The sequence below is a fragment of the Sphingomonas sanguinis NBRC 13937 genome, assembly GCF_001591005.1.
In the GTDB taxonomy this organism is placed as follows: domain Bacteria; phylum Pseudomonadota; class Alphaproteobacteria; order Sphingomonadales; family Sphingomonadaceae; genus Sphingomonas; species Sphingomonas sanguinis.
Window position 1 is genome coordinate 82,944 of the sequence record NZ_BCTY01000008.1, and the last position, 17,486, is coordinate 100,429.

Below are 17,486 nucleotides of genomic sequence, written 5' to 3' on the forward strand. Positions count from 1 at the left end.
GCGTGTCAGCCGCCCAGCGCCCGGGCGCGGCGGCGCTGGACCGAACTGCCGATGCCCAGCGCCTCGCGATACTTGGCGACCGTCCGCCGGGCGATGTCGAAGCCCTTGGCCTGGAGCAGTTCGACCAGCGTGTCGTCGGACAGGATCTTGGCGCCCTCGTTCGCGATCAGCGCCTTGATGGCGCTTTTCACCGCCTCGGCCGACACCGCATCGCCGCCGTCCGCCGCCGCGATGCCGCTGGTGAAGAAGAATTTCAGCTCGAACAGCCCGCGCGCACAGCTGAGATATTTGTTGCTGGTCACCCGGCTGACGGTCGATTCGTGCATCCCGATCGCCTCGGCGACCCGCGCCAGGGTCAGCGGGCGCAGTTGTGCGACGCCGTGGAGGAAGAAGGCCTCCTGCTGCTTCACGATCTCGGTCGCAACGCGGATGATCGTCCGCTGCCGCTGGTCGAGCGCCTTCATCAGCCAGTTGGCATTGGCGAGGCAGTCGGCCAGCCACGCCTTCGACCCCTTGTCCTGCGGCCCGTGGCGCAATTCCTGATAATAGCGGCGATTGACCAGCACGCGGGGCAGGGTGGCGGTGTTCAGCTCGATGCCCCAGCCCGCCTTGGTCCGCGTGACGAACAGGTCGGGCACCACCGCGCGCGCGGGCTCGCCGCCATAACGACAGCCGGGTTTGGGATCATAGCCGCGCAGCTCGCGGATCATGTCCGCCATGTCCTCGTCATCGACCCCGCATAACCGTTTCAGCCGGGCAAGGTCGCCACGCGCCAGCAGGTCGAGATTGGCGATGAGCTTGGCCATGCAGGGATCGTAGCGGTCGACCTCCTTGGCCTGCAGCGCCAGGCACTCGGCCAGGTCCCGCGCCCCGACGCCGGTCGGGTCCAGGCCCTGGACGACCGACAGCACCGATTCGACCCGCGCGATCGACACGCCCAGCCGCTCGGCGATCTCCCCCAGCGGCACGGTGAGGTAGCCCGCCTCGTCCAGCTGGTCGATGATGTGCGCCGCGATGGTCAGGTCGGTGCCCGACAGGATCAGCGCGACCTGCGCCTCCAGATGCTCGGCGAGATTGGGCGCATCGTCGGGCAGCGAATCCCAGTCGGGTCCGTCTTCGCCGCCCAAGCCTCCGCTGCTTGCACCGTTCAGCGACAGGCCGCCATCGGGGCCGGTGCCGCCATCGACCACGCTGTCCTGCTGATGGCTCTCGGTCGCGTAATCCAGGTCGAGCCCGCGATCCTCGGCGGGCGCGGTGCCCGCGACCAGTTCGTCGGCCCCCGCCGGGGCCTCGCGCTCGGGGCGCTCCGGCGTCGCCACCTCGCGCACCGCGGTCGCATCGAGCAGGGGGTTCTTCTCCACCTCCTCGGCGATGAACGCCTCGATCTCCAGATTGGACAGCGTCAGCAGCTTGATCGCCTGCTGAAGCTGCGGCGTCATGACCAGCGACTGCGACTGGCGGATATCGAGGCGCGGGGCGAGGCTCATCCCGCCGTTTCCGCGCCGGTCATGCCATCAGGTGCGGATCGACGGACGGCGTTCATCGGATCAGAGCGAAAAACCCTCGCCCAGATAGAGGCGGCGGACATTGGCGTCGGCGACCAGTTCCTCCGGCGATCCGGTGAACAGCACGCGCCCGTCATAGATGATGTAGGCGCGGTCGACGATGTCCAGCGTCTCGCGGACATTATGGTCGGTGATCAGCACGCCGATGTCGCGCCGCTTCAGATCCTTCACCAGGTCGCGGATGTCGGCGATCGAGATGGGATCGATGCCCGCGAACGGTTCGTCGAGCAGCATAATCGACGGATCGGCAGCCAGCGCGCGAGCAATCTCGGCCCGGCGACGCTCGCCGCCCGACAGCGCCATGGCGGGGGCGGCGCGCAGCCGGGTCAGGCCGAATTCCTCCAGCAGCTTGTCGAGCTTGCGCGCGCGCTCGGCCGGATCGGGCTCGGCCAGTTCGAGCACGGTCAGGATGTTCTTCTCGATCGAGAGCCCGCGAAAGATCGAGGTTTCCTGCGGCAGATAACCCAGGCCCAGGATCGCGCGGCGATACATGGGCAGGCCGGTGATATCCTCGCCGTCCAGCATGATGCGGCCCGAATCGGGCTTCACCAGGCCCATGACCGAATAGAAGCAGGTCGTTTTGCCCGCGCCATTGGGGCCGAGCAGCCCGATCACCTCGCCGCGCCCGACCGACACCGACACGTCGGTCAGGACGGTGCGCTTGTCATAGCTCTTGGCGATCGACACGACCTGCAGGCCATGGGCGACCGGTGGCTCCGATACAGGGCTGGTGCGATGGCCCGAGCGCTGATCGGCTTCGCGAATCGGGGTTTCCATGTCCATCGGCCGGTACTTTCCTTAGCTGGCGGCATGTTAGCGTGAGGCAGGCGCCCGCGTCACGCCTCAGTTGCGATCGGGGACCGAGAAGGTGCCCGTGACCCGGCCCGACGGCGCGCGCGTGACCGTGCCGCCGCTGCCCGACGACGCGCCGCCCGCGACCGACGATCCGTCGATCACCGCGCGACCGGTGTCGAGATTGATGGTCAGGCGACCGCCATTCACCGTGTTGCCGTCCTGGGTCAGGGTAACATTGCCCAGCATGGTGATGACCCGGCGATTGAGGTCGTAGATGCCATAATTGGCGCGCGCGGTCTGGTTGGGGCGCTTGACGACGACATTGCCCGACGCCTCGAATCGCGAGACCTGCGGCTTTCCGCCGATCACCTGGCCGGTATAGATGATGACCACCCGCGCGGCGGTCAGCGTCATCTCCGCCTGGCGCAGCGAGACATTGCCCGTCAGGACGCCGCGATTCTGCTTGTCCTGCAACTCGATCACGTCCGCGCCGAAATCGACGGGCGCACGGCTGTTGTGCTTGCCCTGCGCGATCGCGGAGCCTGCCAGGACGAGAAGGGCCGGAGCCGCGACGGCGAAGAGCTTGTGCATAGGCGGCTATTTCGTGCTTTACGGCACGATGCGCAAGCGGGCGTTGCCTTCCAGGCGAACGGTGCGGTTTTCCAGGTCGGCGCGCAGCCGGTTGGCGCTGAAATTGCCCTGCGGCACGCGGCCGGTCACCGCGCCGCCCGACACCAAGGTACGCTGTTGCAGGTCGATCGTCGCGTCATGCGTCTGCAGGTCATATCCACCCGCCGACTTGAAATCGAGTGGCCCGTCCAGCTTCACCTGCTCGGTGCGCATGTCATAGCGGCCCGAATCGGCGCTGACCGTGGCCGGGCCGTCCGACAGGCGGATCGCGGCGGCCAGCTTGTTGAGCTGGACTACCGGCTCGGCCGAGCTGCGCTGGATCGCCGAGCCCGCGTCGAGCGAGAAGGGCTGACCCTTGTCGTCGACGCCGCGATATTGCGCCGCTTGGATTTTCAGCCGCTCCTTGGCGACCTCGACCTTCTTCTTGTCGAGGACGAACGAGACCTCGTTGGACGCATAGATGGGTGCCATCACCAGAAACGCCGACAGCACGCCGATCGCGCTCGGCAGCATCCAGCGCGCCACCCGGACGAATCGGTCGTGGCGGCTGCCGGGCGCGGCCCAGCGCTGGCGCTGGGTGCGGACGCGGTCGGCGATCTCGGACATGCAGGCTCCCTGGTCGGACCGAATCAGGCGTGGGCGAAGATATCAACCTCGGGCCAGCCCGCGAGATCCAGCTCGGCGCGCGCGGGCAGGAAATCGAAACAGGACTGGGCCAGGGCCATGCGCCCCTCGCGCTCCAGCCGCTTGTCCAGTTCCACCTTCATGCGGTGCAGATAGCGCACGTCGGAGGCGGCATATTCGCGTTGCGCATCGGACAGGTCGGGCGCACCCCAGTCCGACGACTGCTGCGCCTTGGATAGCTCGACGCCCAGCAGTTCGCGGACCAGCTCCTTCAGGCCGTGGCGGTCGGTATAGGTGCGGATCAGCCGCGAGGCGATCTTGGTGCAATAGACCGGGGCGGCGACGACGCCCAGATAATGGCGGATCGCCGCGATGTCGAAACGCCCGAAATGATAGAGCTTCAACCGGGCCGGATCGGCGAGCAGCGCGCGCAGATTGGGCGCGGCATAGTCGCTGTCGGGGGCGAAGCGGACCAGATGTTCGTCCGGGCCGCCGTCGGACAGCTGGACGACGCACAGCCGGTCGCGCGGCGTGATCAGGCCCATCGTCTCGGTGTCGACGGCGATCGACGCGCCGGGCGCGAACAGGTCGGCGGGGATATCTTCTTCGTGCAGATGAACGGTCATGGTCCTGCCCTAGCGGTCGGGGCGCGAAGCCTCAACCGGGATCGAAGGGGGTGATTCGTGCGAAGGGCCGAAAACTTGTGGAGTTTCGGCCACAATTCCGACGCAATCTGCATCGTTCACGGTAAAGCGAGAGCAGTTCGCACGATTTCGTTCGCGATGGCTGTCCTTCTGCGCTATGACACCGGACTAGGCGCAAAAGGTTTCGCGCCAAAAGACCCGCGCTCTTCGTCCGGCGCACGGTTCTTGAAGATAGCAGTTGCGGGCGAACCGGGAAGACGAACAGGGCTTATGGGTTTCGATAGAGGTAGCCGAGGCAATCGCGGCACGCGTGGTCGCGACAAGCGGGACAATTTCGGCGGCGGCGATGAAGGCGGCTTTGGTGGCGGCTTCGGCGGCGGCGATCGCTTCGGCGGTGGCGGCTTCGGCGGCGGTTTCGGTGGCGGCGACCGCTTCGGCGGCGGTGGCGATCGTGGCGGCTTCGGCGGCGGTGATCGCGGCGGCTTCGGCGGTGGCGGCTTCGGCGGCGGTCGTGGCGGCGGTGGCGGCTTCGGCGGCGGTCGTGGCGGCGGTGGCGGTATGCCCCCCCAGGTCGTTGGCGAGGGCACGGGCGTCGTCAAGTTCTTCAACGCGCAGAAGGGCTTCGGCTTCGTCGTGCGCGATGACGGCGGCGAAGACGTGTTCGTTCACATCTCGGCCGTCGAGCAGGCGGGCCTGACCGGCCTGGCCGAGGGCCAGCCGCTGGGCTTCACCCTCGTCGATCGCGGCGGCCGCATCTCGGCCACCGAGCTGAAGATCGAAGGCGAGCCGCTTCCCGTCACCGATCGTGCGCCGCCCCGCGAGCCGCGCGAAGGTGGTTTCGGTGACCGCGGTCCCCGCGGCGGTGCGGCCGGTGGTTTCGGCGGCGCTCCCCAGCGCCAGCTGACCGGCGAGAAGGCGACCGGCACGGTCAAGTTCTTCAACGCGATGAAGGGCTTCGGCTTCATTCAGCGCGACGACGGACAGCCCGACGCGTTTGTGCACATCTCGGCCGTCGAGCGCGCCGGCATGGGCTCGCTGAACGAGGGCGACCGCCTGCAGTTCGAGATCGAGGTCGATCGTCGCGGCAAGTACGCGGCCGTCAACCTGCAGAACGAGGGCTGATCCCCCTCGGCTGAATAAGCCATCCCTTTTCGGGCGACAGGGCCCGGCGTTGCAGCGATGCGACGCCGGGCCTTTTCGTTGTCGGGGCCCGCACGAAGCCGGAGCGACCGGTGGGATTGGTCGTGACCGTCGAGCGGGGATAGGTCTTGCCGGGCCTCGCTTGCATGTGCGGAAAGCGACAGTGCGCCCCGCAGCGCCCTCAACGCCAGTGTCCGGCAACACCAGAAAGCCGCAGCATCACGGCTTCGATGTGCGGATTTCCCCAGCGGACGGAGGCATCGTGCCTCGCGGGGAGATGTCAGGATCGGGGGTTTTGCTGCCTAGGCCCAGGCGTCCCGCGATCCGGCCAGCACGGCGCGCGATCCTGATACCGGCCTTCGTTCCGTCTATGTGCCGTAGCGTGCGCGCCGTGTGGGAAGCGGCGTCGGTCCCTTGTTCGCCACCGCCACGCGATTACGGCCCAGGCGCTTGGCGGTATAAAGCGCCTCGTCCGCCGCACGGATCAGATCGTCCTGATGAGAGGGGATGTGACCGGGCTGGGCAAAGGCCTTGCCCACGCTGACCGTCACGACATGGCCGGGCGGCAGACCGGGATGCGGCAGCTGGAGTGCCTCGACGCTCGCGCGGATCGACTCGGCGATGGCACCGCTGGTCGAGGGGATCACGAGCGCAAATTCCTCACCGCCGTAACGCGACACCAGTTCGATCGGGCATCCCGCCCCGGCAGCGATCGCCTTGGCCACGGCCTGCAGGCATTCGTCGCCCGCCGCATGGCCGACCGCGTCGTTGAACGGCTTGAAATGATCTACGTCGATCATGATCAGCGCAATCGGTTCGCCGTGCAGCGTCGCCTTCCGCCAAAGCGCGTCGAGCCGCATGTCGAAGCTGCGCCGGTTGCCCGCGCCGGTCAGCGGGTCGCGATAGGAAATCTGGGTCAGCTCATCGACTAGCGCCACCAGTTCCTCGGTTTGCCGGTCCTTGTTCAAGTGGAGCAGAAACGCCTCTTTCTGCACCCGCTCGCGATAATAGGTGACGACGGTCGTGATCAGGGTGGCTGCGCTGTAGAAGCCGAGGATATCGCGATATTCCAAGAACCGCGTCCACCCGCCCAGGATCAGCAGGATGCCGAAATAGAGCGCGATGTTCACAAGCGACATCGGGATCGCCACGCGGAACTTGATCGGCAGGACGAAATTGGTCGCGATCATCGTCAATCCGGCCGTCATCATGAATCGATCGCCCGAAGTGACCGGGCTGATCGCGGCGAGCGTGATCAGGACGGTCAGCGTCACGGTAAAGGGGGCGACGCCCACGATCCACAAACGCCCTGGAGGCAGCCATGACCGCTGCACGAGGCGCAGGCATAACAGCAATACCGGAATGTGCAGCAAAATCCTCAGGAGGAAGGTGCGGTCCAGAATGCCGTCATGCGCATCCGCCACGAAACCGGCAACCGTCAGCACGAGCATCGCTGACAAGGCGAAGACGAGCTGCCGACGAACTGTCGGAGCCAGATAAAGATCGTATTGTTTTTCAAGTTCATAGGGCAATTTGAAAAAGGCTTTGTGCCTCTTCACTGCCGCATCGAGAATGAATTTGTTTAACAAATGCCCGCTCCGGTTGCTGCGGCTCTTACGCAAAAACCGTAAACATTTTTATTACTATCGAGGAATTTGGGAATCCGACAGGCCATTGTAATCATGTGGGAACTGCGATTCCCTTGGTATCCTCGATGCCTGGCGTCGCGAGGTCATGCCGCTTGCCAGTCATATGGCCCTGTTGTACCGATCGATACAATATAGCCGACTCGGTCAAGGAAAGTAAAGACGATGCGCCCACCCCTGCCTCCGTTCACTACCGAGACTGCGGTCGAGAAGGTTCGTGCCGCCGAAGACGCGTGGAACAGTCGCGATCCCAAACGCGTGGCGCTCGCCTATACGCCGGACTGCCCCTGGCGGAATCGCGACCGGTTTCTGGCGGGGCATGATGCGATCGTCGCTTTTCTGCGCGACAAATGGGATCGCGAGCAGGACTATCGGCTCATCAAGGAACTGTGGGCGCATCGGGACAGCCGGATCGCGGTGCGCTTCGCCTATGAGTGGCATGATGGCGAGGGCCGGTGGTTCCGGTCCTATGGCAATGAGAATTGGGAGTTTGCGGAGGATGGCCGGATGTGCCGCCGGATCGCGTCGATCAACGATCTGGCGATCGGGGTGGAGGAGCGACTGTTCCACTGGTCGCCTGGGCCTCGTCCTGCCGATCATCCCGGCTTGAGCGAACTGGGTCTCTGATCGTGGCGCGGATGATCGCCGAGCGCGCCGATGCGCTGCCGGGGCTGGCCGAAGTGTTTCGCGAATATGGCTATGCGGGGGCCAGCCTTTCGCTGATCGGCACCGCGACCGGATTGGGGCGGGGGAGCCTGTATCACTTCTTTCCCGGCGGTAAGCAGGAGATGGCGGCGGCGGTGCTGGCCGATGTCGCGGGCTGGTTCGATGCGGCGATCGTTACGCCGCTGGAGCAGGCCGAAGACCCGCGTGCCGGGATCGATGCGATGATGGTCGAGGTCGACCGCTATTTCCGTTCGGGCCAGCGGGCCTGCCTGATCGGGTCATGGGGACTGGGCGCGACGCGCGATCCCTTTGCCGAGCCGATCGCTGGCTATTTCCGGCGCTGGATCGCTGCGCTGCAGACGGTGCTAGTGCAGGCGGGGGTGGCGGAGGATCATGCCGCGACGCTGGCCCAGGATGTGGTCAGCGGCATCCAGGGCGCGGTCGTCCTGTCGCGGGCGCTGAACGACAGCGCGCTGTTCCGCGCGACGCTCGGACGACTGACGGCGCGGCTCTACACCGCGCTCGCCGCCGCCGAATAAGGGGGAAGCGCGCGCGCTCCCCCTTTGGCTTCAGATCGCCGCCAATGCCTGCTCGCAATCGGCGATCAGGTCGCCCGCATCCTCGACCCCGATCGAGATACGGACCAGATTGTCGGTGATGCCCAAAGCCGCCTTGCGATCGTCGGGCACCGACAGATGCGTCATCGCCGCCGGGTGGCTGGCCAGCGTCTCGGTCCCGCCCAGGCTGACCGCCAGCTTGGCGATGCGAAGCGCGTCGAGGAACCGGAAGGACTCGGCCTCGCCGCCCTTCAGGTACAGCGAGAAGGTCGATCCGCCCCCGGTGCAGTGGCGGCGATAGATATCCGCCTGCCGCTCCAGGCCGGGCGTATCCTCGAGAAAGCCGAGATACCCGACCCTCTCCACCTTGGGATGATGGCGCAGAAAGGCGCAGACCTTGGCCGCATTCTCGCCCGCGCGGCTCATGCGCAGTTCCAGCGTCTCCAGCGAACGCAGGAGCATCCAGGCGGTGTTGGGGTCGCAGATGGTGCCGATCGTGTTGCGCATCGATCGGATGGTGGCGATGTGCGCCTTCGACCCCAGCACGCCGCCCGCGACCAGATCGGAATGGCCGCCCGCATATTTGGTCAGCGAATAGACGACCAGATCGGCCCCGTGCTTGAGGGGGCGCTGCCAGAGCGGGCCCAGGAAGGTGTTGTCGATCGCGATGGGGGGCTTTTCATCCGTATCGGCAAAGGCCGCATCGCGCGCGGCGGCTACCGCCTCGATATCCACCAGCGCGTTGGTCGGGTTGGCGGGGCTTTCCAGATAGATCAGCGCGACCCGACCGGTCGCCGCCGCCCGGGCGAGCACCGCGTCGATCTCCTCGCGCGTGGCCCCGGCGGGGAAGTCGAGCCACTTCACCCCGAACCGGCCCAGGATGCGGCCGATCAGCGTCTCGGTCGCGGCATAGAGCGGGCCGGAATGGACGATGACGTCGCCCGGCTGGACCATCGACAGGAACAGGGTGGCGATGGCGGCCATGCCGCTGGAGAAGGTCAGCGCATCCTCCGCCTCGTCCCAGATGGCCAGGCGATCCTCCAGGATTTCCTGGTTGGGTCCGTTGAAGCGCGAATAGACGAGGCCATCGGCCCCGCCGGGGCGCTTGCCGGTCACCCCCTCGAAATGTCGCTTGCCCGCCGCCGCATTGGGGAAGACGAAGGTCGAGGTCAGGAAAATCGGCGGCTTCAGCGATCCTTCGGACAGGACGGGATCGAAGCCATAGCCCATCATCAGGGTCGCGGGGCTCAGCTTGCGGTCGCCGATGCTGGTCGCATCGCTCTTGCGCTCCGTCTTGGCCGGGTCTTGCGGCGGAACGCCGGTCAGATCGGATTCGGTCGGCATGATGGTCTCCTTGGGACAGGGGGCCGCTCTGGCGGCGGCTATGTCCCAAGGATAACGCGACAAACGGCTTTGGCGAGGGCATGTCGTAAAATACCCTCTGAGTAGGTGGGAATTTTACGACGGGATGCCGATCAGCGAAATCTGACGGCCATAGGAGGGTTCGTTGCGATGCGTCGCGCGGCGAAAGCTGAAGAAACGGTCCTCTTGCGCATAGGTGTCTTCACCCAGCGCGACCACCCGCGCGACCCCGGCGACGGCCAGGCGATGCGCGACATAGGCCTCCAGGTCGAACTGGTAATGATCGGCCCTCGTCCCGTCGGCGAAGAAGCGCTCATTCTCCGGTGCCTGTTCGGCGAAGCGGCGCAGGAAGCCGGCATCGACCTCATAGCTGGCGCGGGCGATGCACGGGCCGATCGCGGCGGCGATGCGCTCGCGCCGGGCGCCCAGGGACTCCATCGCGAGCAGGGTGGCATCGGTGATGCCGCCGAGCGCGCCCTTCCACCCGGCATGGGCCGCGCCGACGACGCCCGCCTCCGCATCGGCGAACAGCACGGGCGCACAATCGGCGGTCAGGACGCCGAGCAACAGGCCCGGCCGGTTGGTCACCAGCGCATCGCCATGCGGGCGGACATCCTCCTCCGGCGGGGTCAGGACCGTCACCGCCTCGGCCGAATGGATCTGGTAACAGGTGATGAGCCGCGCGCCGGGCAGCACCGCGTCGCGGGCGCGACGGCGATTCTCGGCGACGGCATCCGCATCGTCCTCCGAGCCGAGCCCGACGTTCAGCCCGCCATGGATGCCCGCCGACACGCCGCCGCGCCGCCCGAGAAAGCCGTGGGGCATGGGGGAGAGCTGGGGCACATGGAGCGTTTCGATGGTCATAGCGACAGCCTCATGATCCGGTCCTCGTCGATCGTGTCGCCGACGGGAAAGTCGTAGCGGCCGATATCGACAAAGCCGTAGCGGGTGTAAAAGGCCTTGGCCCGGTGGTTGTCGACATAGACCGACAGGATCAGCTGGCTCGCGCCGCGCGCGCGGGCGGTGGCGATGGCCCAGTCCATCAGGGCGGGGCCGATGCCTGCGCCCACATGGCTCGACAGGACATAGAGCTGGTAGAGTTCGGCCGCATCCGCAGGCCATGTGCCGGGAAAGCCGACGGGGCCGACCTTGGCATAGCCGATGATCGCGTCGCCATCGCTCGCCAGCCGGATGGCGAAATCGGGGTGGTCGATTTGGGCAGGCAGCCCTTCGGGGCCGAAGGCGTCCTCCAGAAAGGCGTTCAGGTCGGCGGGCGGGTAGAGATGGCCGAAGGTCTCAGTAAAGGACGCCGCCGCCATCGCGGCCAGCGCCTGCCCGTCACCGGGCACCGCATCGCGATAGGCGATCATTCGCCATATCCCGCAGGCACCGGCCAATCGGGCCGCGCCACCGCCAAGGCGCGAAACAGCGTGCCCATGTCCTGCATCAGCCGGTGGCGATCGGCGAGTAGTGCATCGGCGCGGTCGGGATGGGCGCGGGCGAGGCTGGCGGTCCGCTGGTCGATGCCCAGGCTGCCCAGCAGGTCGCGCTGCGTCACCGGGCCGAAGGCGGCGAGGCCAGCGCTTTGCGCGGCGGCGGCCAGCGTCGTGAAATCGACATGCGCGCTCAAATCCTGCTCGCCCGGCCGGTCGAAGGGATTGGCATAGGCATGGCCGCGCACCGCCTGCAGCGTGTCGGCAATGGCGGGGCCTTCATAGCCATAATCGACGATCAGCGCCGCACCGCCCTGTGCAGCGATCCGGGCGGAGAGGCTGCGCATCACCGCGACGCTGGCGGGCGAGACCTCGATCACCGACCCGGCCTCGGCCTCGCGCAGGGGTTCGGGAATGATCTCGGTCGGCACCGGCGGACCCGCGATCGGCAGGAAGAGCAAATCCTGCGCCGCGACCAGCCGCTCGTGCCAGCCATCACCGCGCCGGACGAGCTGGCGGATGGGGAGTGCGTCGAAGAACTCGTTGGCGACGACGATCAGCGGTCGGTCGGTCGGGAGCGTGTCGACCGAGTCATGCCACTGGGCATCGGCCACGCGCTCGCCTTGCGCGGTGCGCAGCGTCGCGCTGGTCTCGACGAAATGGATGGTCGGGGTCAGTCCCGCCTTGGCCATGGCGCGCCGAGCATCCGCCGCCAGCGTACCGCGCCCCGGTCCCAGCTCGACCCAGTGAACCTCCGGTCGTCCGGCCCGGTCCCAGAGGTCGGCGCACCACAGGCCGACCAGCTCGCCGAACATCTGGCTGATCTCGGGGCTGGTGGTGAAGTCGCCGCCCGCGCCCAGCGGATCGCGGGTGCCGTAATAATGCGCATTGGCGGCGGCCATGAACTGCGCCACCGGGATCGGCCCGGCCAGCGCGATGGCGCGGGCGAGCCGTTCGGGCAGCGCGTCCTCGGGCTCGGGCTTGTGATCGGCGGGGGGGATCAGCGGGTTGGTCATGCCCCCGCATTGCCCCCCGTCGCGGCGCCCTGCAACCCCGTCAGGACACGCTGTCGGGCCCCGCGATCGGCTCGACCCGCACGCGCCGCGCCTGGGCGGTGCTCATCAGGTACAGCCCGCCCAGGATCATCGGCACGCACAGCCACTGGCCCATGTGCAGCCCGGTCATCTGCGCAAAGGCGCGCAGCTGCTGGTCGGGCTCGCGGAAGAATTCAACGATGAAGCGCGCAATGCCATAACCCAGCAGGAACAGCCCCGACAGCTTGCCCGGATCGTACCGCGCCTTGGTCCGCCAGAAGGCGAAGCTCATCACTGCGAACAGGACCAGGCCTTCCAGCCCGGCCTCGTACAGCTGGCTGGGGTGGCGCGCCGGATCGGGCAGGCCGAACGGCACGGTGCGCGGGAAGATGATCGCCCAGGGCACGTCCGACGGCTTGCCCCACAGCTCGCCGTTCACGAAATTGGCAAGACGGCCCAGGAACAGCCCGACCGGCGCGGTGCAGACCAGATAGTCCAGGATGCGCAACCAGTTGAGCTTGTGCTTGCGCGCGAACAGGATGACGCCGATGCCGACGCCGATCGCCCCGCCGTGGAAGCTCATACCGCCATCCCACAGCCGCAGGATGCGCAAGGGGTGCAGGAACATCTCGGGCGCGTAGAAAATCACATAGCCGATCCGCCCGCCCAAGATGATGCCCAGCGTGGCGTAGAACACCAGATCGTCGGCATGGGCCCGCGACATCGGCGCGCCCGGCCGGTCGAGCATCTTGCCCAGATACCACCAGCCGAACAGGATGCCGGTGATATAGGCCAGGCTGTACCAGCGCAGCGTGAAGAAGCCGATCGAGAACACATCCGGGTGCAACCCCAGATCCTCGAACCGGATATGGCCACCCGCGGCGGCAAGCATGGAGAGGATCAAATGCGTTTCCCTTTCTGGCCCGCTTCATAGAGCGGTCGTGGGACAACACCAAGACCATGGGTTCGGTGCCGTGCTGTGTGGGGGCGGGGGTGCGTGGCCCAATTTGGAATCACACGAAGCCGCGATGGCGCGAAGAAGAATGGTTCGCGCAGAGGCGCGGAGGACGCAGAGGGGGATTGGCGGCTCGCTCCTCCTGCCGTTTCGATCGGCAAACCATGTCGCCCCACGAATATGGACTGGCCTTGCGGCGGGGCCGGACAACTCTGTGTCCTCCGCGCCTCTGCGCGCAAAACTCTTCGCGGCGTCGTGGCTTCGCGCGACCAATCGATCCCCTCGCTTTGAGACAGCAAACCCCCGGCTTGTCTGTCCATGCCTGTCGGCTAAGGCTGGCCGCGATGGAGTTGAGCAGGCGCAACATTCTCGTCGGTGGGGGCGTGGGGGCCGGGTTGCTGGTCGCCTGGGGCCTGTGGCCGCGTGCTTACCCGCCCAACCTGACGGTCGGGCCGGGCGAGCGGGCTTTTGGCGCGTGGCTGAAGATCGGGCGCGACGGCATCGTCACGGTCGCGGTGCCGCAGGCCGAGCATGGCCAGGGGATCGCCACCACACTGGCGCAGGTCGTCGCCGATGAGCTGGGCGCGGACTGGCGGACGGTCGCGGTCGAGCCTGCGCCGCTCAGCCCGCTTTATGCCAATCCGGTCGGGGTCGATTCGCTGTTCGAGGGGGCGTTCGACCGCCTGCCCGAGGGCGTGCGCCGGGAATGGCTGCGTCGTGACCGGGTGATGCTGACCGCCGGGTCCAGCAGCTTGCGGATGTTCGAGGAGCCCGCGCGTGCCGCCGCCGCCACTGCCCGCGCGCTGATGGCGCAGGCTGCCGCGCGCCGATGGAGCGTGGACTGGAATAGCTGCGAGGCGAGGGACGGCTTTATCGTCCATGGCGAGCAGCGGTTGCGCTTTGCCGAACTGGCCGAGGCGGCGGCGAGCGAGACCGTGCCCGAACCCCTGCCGCTGGGCAGCGGTGGCGCGGGGCGGCTGGCGGGGACGGATGTGCCCCGGCTCGATTCGCCCGCCAAGATCGACGGCTCGGCCAATTTCACCGCCGATATCCGCCTGCCCGACATGGTGCATGTCGCGGTCCGCCATGCGCCGCTGGGCGAGACACGGGCGATTCGCATCGACCGGGCGGTGGCGATGAAAATGCCGGGTGTCGTCGAGGTGATCGAAGGTGACGGCTGGGTCGCGGTGGCCGCCGCCAGCTGGTGGATCGCGCAGAAGGGGCTGGATGCGCTAGCCCCGCAGGCGGTGACCCATGGTCCGATGCCGAGCGGCGCGGGCATCGCCCAGGCGCTGGAGGCCGCCCTGAAGGAGGACGGTCGGACCGTTTTTACGCGCGGTGACGTCGCCTCCGCGCTGGACGGGCGGGGGCTGATCGAAGCGCGTTACCGCGTCGGCACCGGCGTCCATGCCCCGATCGAGCCGCGCGCGGCGGTGGCGGCGTGGCAGGACGACGGGCTGGAGCTCTGGGCCCCGACGCTCCTTCCCGAACATACGCGGACGGTGGCCGCCCAGGCGGCGGGCGTCGCGGTGGACCGGGTGGTCGTCCATCCCATGCCGATCGGCGGCGGCTTCGGCATCGGGCTGGAGCAGGAGGCGGTCGCGCAGGCTGCGATGATCGCCGCCCGGCTGAAGCGCCCGGTCAACGTCCAATGGTCGCGCACCGACGATCTGCGCCGCGACGCGTACCGCGCGCCGGTGGAGGCACGCATGACCGCGCGGCTGGACCAGGGCAGCTTGGCCGCCTGGCGCACGCGGATCGCGACGCCCGCGACGGGCAAGAATCTCGCCGATCGGGTGATGCCCGCCGGTCTGGTCCGCCTGGGGATGCGGGGGCAGGGGCGGGGCGATGCCTATGCTATGGGCGGCGCAGTGCCCGCTTATGCCATTCCGGCGCTGGCGGTGCATCATCATGACGCACCACTGCCGATTCCGACCGGGCATGTCCGGGGCGGCGCGCATGTCGCGAACTGCTTCATCGTCGAGTCCTTCCTCGACGAGTGCGCGCGCGCGGCCGGTGCCGATCCGCTGGCATGGCGCATCCGCCTGCTGGGCGAGGGGCCCCGGCTGGCGCGGTGCCTGTCGACCGCCGCCTCGCTCGGCGGCTGGGAAGGCGGCGGCGCGAACAGTGGGCAGGGGGTGGCGGCCCATGGCTTTCGCGACAGCTATATCGCGGTCATGGCCGAGACGCATCGCGACGATGCCGGCCGCCCGATCGTCGACCGGCTGGTCGCGGCGGTCGATTGCGGCCGGGTGGTGAACCCCGACATCGTGCGCCAGCAGATCGAGGGCGGGCTGATCTTCGGCCTTGCCGCCTTGCGCGGCGCGGCGGTCGGGTTCGAGCAAGGCTATGCCATCCCGTCGCGGCTGGGGGCGCTGAACCTGCCGCGCCTGGCCGATACGCCCGACATCACGGTCGAGCTGATCCGCTCCGACGAGGGCCCCGGCGGGGTGGGGGAGCTGGCGGTGCCGCCGCTCGCGCCCGCCATCGCCAATGCGCTCGCCACCTTGTCCGGCTTCCCACGGATACGAAGCCTGCCGATGGAGTTGTCCGCCTGATGCTGCCCCCCGACCATCCGCCCGTCCCGCGCCCGAAGATCGGCGTGCTCCTGATGAACCTGGGCACGCCCGACGCGCCCGATCCGAAATCGGTGAAGCGGTACTTACGCGAATTCCTGTCCGACCGCCGGGTGATCGAAATCCCGGCGCTGCTGTGGCAGCCGATCCTTCGCGGCATTATCTTGAACACCCGGCCCAAGAAATCGGCGCATGCCTATTCGCTGGTCTGGCGCGACGATGGTTCGCCGCTGGCCGCGATCACACGGGCACAGGCCGTGGCGTTGAAGGATGCGTTCGGGCCGGGCGTCATGGTCGACTGGGCGATGCGCTATGGCCGCCCCGCCATCGGCGACCAGGTCAAGGCGATGAAGGAGGCGGGTTGCGAGCGTATCCTGCTCGCGCCGCTCTATCCGCAATATTGCGCGGCGACGACCGCGACCGCCCATGACAAGGCGTTTGCGGAGCTGGCGACGATGCGCTGGCAACCCGCGCTCCGCACCCTGCCGCCTTATTATGACGATGCGCTCTATATCGACGCGTTGAAAACCCAGCTGGAAGCGCAGCTCGCCACGCTCGATTTCGAGCCCGAGGCGATCGTCGCCAGCTTCCACGGCATGCCGCAGCGGACGTTGGAGCTGGGCGACCCCTATCATTGCCATTGCCGCAAGACCGCGCGGCTGCTGGCCGAGGCGATGAAGGACACGCTGAACGGCCGCGAATTGCTGGTCGCCTTCCAGTCGCGATTCGGCCGCGCCAAGTGGCTGGAGCCGGCGACCGATACGGTGCTCGAATCACTGCCGGGGCGCGGCATCCGCAAGGTGGCGATTCTGGCGCCGGGTTTTTCGGCCGACTGTATCGAGACGCTGGAGGAACTGGCGATCCGTGGACGGGAAAGTTTCGAGGGCGCGGGCGGCACGCATTTCGCCTATCTCCCGTGTCTTAACGACAGTCCGACCGGCATCGCGATGCTTCGCGGATTGATCGAACGCGAGCTTCAGGGCTGGTTGCCGTAGCGTTATATTCCATGTCCGGCCCGTCTTGGGCATTGCGGATGTCGCATGCCCATTTTATGCCACAATCTCAATTGGGAGAGGTTTGATGGCTCGGGTCGCAATCGTGACGGGTGGTACGCGTGGTATTGGCGAGGCGATCAGCCTGGCGTTGAAGGAGGCGGGCATCACCGTCGCCGCCAATTATGCGGGCAATGACGAACGCGCGCGCGAGTTTTCGGAACGGACCGGCATCAAGGCGTACAAGTGGGACGTCGCCGATTACGACGCGGTGCAGGCCGGTGTCGCGCAGGTCGCCGAGGAACTGGGGCCCGTCGATATCGTCGTCAACAATGCGGGCATCACCCGTGACGGCACACTGCTGAAGATGACCTACCAGATGTGGAAAGAGGTCATGGACACCAATCTGGGCGGTTGCTTCAACATGGCCAAGGCGGTGTTCCCCGGCATGCGCGAGCGCAAATGGGGCCGCATCGTCAACATCGGCTCGATCAACGGCCAGGCCGGTCAATATGGCCAGGTCAACTATGCCGCCGCCAAGTCGGGCATTCATGGCTTCACCAAGGCGCTGGCGCAGGAAGGCGCGCGTGTCGGCGTGACCGTGAATGCGATCGCACCGGGCTATATCGACACCGACATGGTCGCCGCCGTCCCCGCCGACGTGCTGGAAAAGATCGTCGCCAAGATCCCGGTCGGCCGTCTGGGCCAGGCGCATGAGATCGCGCGCGGCGTCGCGTTCCTCTGTTCGGACGAGGCGGGCTTCGTTACCGGCTCGACCCTGTCGATCAACGGCGGCCAGCATATGTATTGATGTATGGGTGCTCGCTTTCCTCCCCTGCAAGGGGAGGTGGCGGCGCGCAGCGCTGA

Annotated in this window: 17 protein-coding genes; 6 read left to right on the forward strand and 11 right to left on the reverse strand. The window is 67.2% G+C overall.

Translation table 11 applies throughout. The features are described from left to right. Positions 1-5 precede the first annotated feature (5 nt). Genes rpoN through SSA01S_RS06315 form a run of 5 tightly spaced genes read right to left on the reverse strand, consistent with a single transcriptional unit; the run spans position 6 to position 4,240 of the window. Positions 6-1,487, reverse strand: coding sequence for an RNA polymerase factor sigma-54 (gene rpoN, locus SSA01S_RS06295; RefSeq protein WP_061779671.1), 1,482 nt, complete (start codon positions 1,485-1,487; stop codon positions 6-8). Positions 1,488-1,547: 60 nt separating this feature from the next. After that, positions 1,548-2,348 carry an LPS export ABC transporter ATP-binding protein gene (lptB, locus tag SSA01S_RS06300; RefSeq protein ID WP_153002894.1) on the reverse strand — a complete coding sequence of 267 codons (801 nt, stop codon included), beginning with the start codon at positions 2,346-2,348 and terminating at the stop codon, positions 1,548-1,550. 60 nt (positions 2,349-2,408) lie between these two features. Then, positions 2,409-2,951 carry an LptA/OstA family protein gene (locus SSA01S_RS06305; protein WP_058717185.1) on the reverse strand — a complete coding sequence of 181 codons (543 nt, stop codon included), beginning with the start codon at positions 2,949-2,951 and terminating at the stop codon, positions 2,409-2,411. Positions 2,952-2,969: 18 nt separating this feature from the next. Then, positions 2,970-3,596 carry an LPS export ABC transporter periplasmic protein LptC gene (lptC, locus tag SSA01S_RS06310; RefSeq protein WP_058717186.1) on the reverse strand — a complete coding sequence of 209 codons (627 nt, stop codon included), beginning with the start codon at positions 3,594-3,596 and terminating at the stop codon, positions 2,970-2,972. 23 nt (positions 3,597-3,619) lie between these two features. Then, on the reverse strand, positions 3,620-4,240 hold the full coding sequence (locus tag SSA01S_RS06315; protein ID WP_058732266.1) for a ribonuclease D: 621 nt from the start codon (positions 4,238-4,240) through the stop codon (positions 3,620-3,622). Between the two features lie 288 nt (positions 4,241-4,528). On the opposite strand from SSA01S_RS06315, the gene SSA01S_RS20150 reads away from it, so the two are divergent. Then, on the forward strand, positions 4,529-5,380 hold the full coding sequence (locus SSA01S_RS20150) for a cold-shock protein (RefSeq protein WP_061779672.1): 852 nt from the start codon (positions 4,529-4,531) through the stop codon (positions 5,378-5,380). Positions 5,381-5,766: 386 nt separating this feature from the next. Here the strand turns inward: SSA01S_RS20150 and SSA01S_RS06325 are convergent, their stop codons facing one another. Continuing rightward, positions 5,767-6,849, reverse strand: a complete 1,083-nt coding sequence (locus SSA01S_RS06325; RefSeq protein WP_061779673.1) for a GGDEF domain-containing protein — start codon at positions 6,847-6,849, stop codon at positions 5,767-5,769. A gap of 360 nt (positions 6,850-7,209) precedes the next feature. Here SSA01S_RS06325 and SSA01S_RS06330 point away from each other — a divergent pair, with 360 nt between their 5' ends. After that, positions 7,210-7,671: a nuclear transport factor 2 family protein gene (locus SSA01S_RS06330; RefSeq protein ID WP_061779674.1), complete on the forward strand. Its 462-nt coding sequence runs from the start codon at positions 7,210-7,212 to the stop codon at positions 7,669-7,671. Positions 7,672-7,682: 11 nt separating this feature from the next. Continuing rightward, positions 7,683-8,249 (forward strand): TetR/AcrR family transcriptional regulator, encoded by a 567-nt coding sequence (locus SSA01S_RS06335; RefSeq protein WP_082794963.1) that lies wholly within the window; start codon positions 7,683-7,685, stop codon positions 8,247-8,249. A 30-nt stretch (positions 8,250-8,279) separates the two neighbouring features. Here the strand turns inward: SSA01S_RS06335 and SSA01S_RS06340 are convergent, their stop codons facing one another. The 5 genes from SSA01S_RS06340 to lgt form a co-directional block, all read right to left on the reverse strand. Further along, a complete protein-coding gene (locus tag SSA01S_RS06340; RefSeq protein WP_058717192.1) occupies positions 8,280-9,611 on the reverse strand; it encodes a cystathionine gamma-synthase family protein in 1,332 nt (443 codons plus the stop codon). A 114-nt stretch (positions 9,612-9,725) separates the two neighbouring features. Next, positions 9,726-10,493 (reverse strand): peptidoglycan editing factor PgeF, encoded by a 768-nt coding sequence (gene pgeF, locus SSA01S_RS06345; RefSeq protein WP_061779676.1) that lies wholly within the window; start codon positions 10,491-10,493, stop codon positions 9,726-9,728. Continuing rightward, positions 10,490-10,999 (reverse strand): GNAT family N-acetyltransferase, encoded by a 510-nt coding sequence (locus SSA01S_RS06350; protein ID WP_061779677.1) that lies wholly within the window; start codon positions 10,997-10,999, stop codon positions 10,490-10,492. Before SSA01S_RS06350 ends, pgeF begins: the two co-directional genes overlap by 4 nt. Further along, positions 10,996-12,078: a class I SAM-dependent methyltransferase gene (locus SSA01S_RS06355; RefSeq protein ID WP_061779678.1), complete on the reverse strand. Its 1,083-nt coding sequence runs from the start codon at positions 12,076-12,078 to the stop codon at positions 10,996-10,998. The genes SSA01S_RS06350 and SSA01S_RS06355 overlap by 4 nt, the downstream gene beginning before the upstream one ends. 40 nt (positions 12,079-12,118) lie before the next feature. Then, on the reverse strand, positions 12,119-13,000 hold the full coding sequence (lgt, locus tag SSA01S_RS06360; RefSeq protein ID WP_061779679.1) for a prolipoprotein diacylglyceryl transferase: 882 nt from the start codon (positions 12,998-13,000) through the stop codon (positions 12,119-12,121). A 395-nt stretch (positions 13,001-13,395) separates the two neighbouring features. Here lgt and SSA01S_RS06365 point away from each other — a divergent pair, with 395 nt between their 5' ends. From SSA01S_RS06365 to phbB, 3 genes are all read left to right on the forward strand, one after another. Further along, positions 13,396-15,609: a xanthine dehydrogenase family protein molybdopterin-binding subunit gene (locus tag SSA01S_RS06365; RefSeq protein ID WP_061779680.1), complete on the forward strand. Its 2,214-nt coding sequence runs from the start codon at positions 13,396-13,398 to the stop codon at positions 15,607-15,609. Further along, the gene (gene hemH, locus SSA01S_RS06370; protein WP_061779681.1) at positions 15,609-16,622 is read left to right on the forward strand and encodes a ferrochelatase; all 1,014 of its coding nucleotides are present in this window, start codon (positions 15,609-15,611) and stop codon (positions 16,620-16,622) included. The genes SSA01S_RS06365 and hemH overlap by 1 nt, the downstream gene beginning before the upstream one ends. 85 nt (positions 16,623-16,707) lie before the next feature. Then, positions 16,708-17,430: an acetoacetyl-CoA reductase gene (gene phbB / locus SSA01S_RS06375; RefSeq protein WP_058751053.1), complete on the forward strand. Its 723-nt coding sequence runs from the start codon at positions 16,708-16,710 to the stop codon at positions 17,428-17,430. Positions 17,431-17,486 lie beyond the last annotated feature (56 nt).

Bases quoted from the DNA above. Each gene is read 5' to 3' on its own strand.
- rpoN (WP_061779671.1), bottom strand. From the start codon at position 1,487: ATGAGCCTCGCCCCGCGCCTCGATATCCGCCAGTCGCAGTCGCTGGTC.
- lptB (WP_153002894.1), bottom strand. From the start codon at position 2,348: ATGGACATGGAAACCCCGATTCGCGAAGCCGATCAGCGCTCGGGCCAT.
- SSA01S_RS06305 (WP_058717185.1), bottom strand. From the start codon at position 2,951: ATGCACAAGCTCTTCGCCGTCGCGGCTCCGGCCCTTCTCGTCCTGGCA.
- lptC (WP_058717186.1), bottom strand. From the start codon at position 3,596: ATGTCCGAGATCGCCGACCGCGTCCGCACCCAGCGCCAGCGCTGGGCC.
- SSA01S_RS06315 (WP_058732266.1), bottom strand. From the start codon at position 4,240: ATGACCGTTCATCTGCACGAAGAAGATATCCCCGCCGACCTGTTCGCG.
- SSA01S_RS20150 (WP_061779672.1), top strand. From the start codon at position 4,529: ATGGGTTTCGATAGAGGTAGCCGAGGCAATCGCGGCACGCGTGGTCGC.
- SSA01S_RS06325 (WP_061779673.1), bottom strand. From the start codon at position 6,849: ATGCTCGTGCTGACGGTTGCCGGTTTCGTGGCGGATGCGCATGACGGC.
- SSA01S_RS06330 (WP_061779674.1), top strand. From the start codon at position 7,210: ATGCGCCCACCCCTGCCTCCGTTCACTACCGAGACTGCGGTCGAGAAG.
- SSA01S_RS06335 (WP_082794963.1), top strand. From the start codon at position 7,683: ATGATCGCCGAGCGCGCCGATGCGCTGCCGGGGCTGGCCGAAGTGTTT.
- SSA01S_RS06340 (WP_058717192.1), bottom strand. From the start codon at position 9,611: ATGCCGACCGAATCCGATCTGACCGGCGTTCCGCCGCAAGACCCGGCC.
- pgeF (WP_061779676.1), bottom strand. From the start codon at position 10,493: ATGACCATCGAAACGCTCCATGTGCCCCAGCTCTCCCCCATGCCCCAC.
- SSA01S_RS06350 (WP_061779677.1), bottom strand. From the start codon at position 10,999: ATGATCGCCTATCGCGATGCGGTGCCCGGTGACGGGCAGGCGCTGGCC.
- SSA01S_RS06355 (WP_061779678.1), bottom strand. From the start codon at position 12,078: ATGACCAACCCGCTGATCCCCCCCGCCGATCACAAGCCCGAGCCCGAG.
- SSA01S_RS06365 (WP_061779680.1), top strand. From the start codon at position 13,396: ATGGAGTTGAGCAGGCGCAACATTCTCGTCGGTGGGGGCGTGGGGGCC.
- hemH (WP_061779681.1), top strand. From the start codon at position 15,609: ATGCTGCCCCCCGACCATCCGCCCGTCCCGCGCCCGAAGATCGGCGTG.
- phbB (WP_058751053.1), top strand. From the start codon at position 16,708: ATGGCTCGGGTCGCAATCGTGACGGGTGGTACGCGTGGTATTGGCGAG.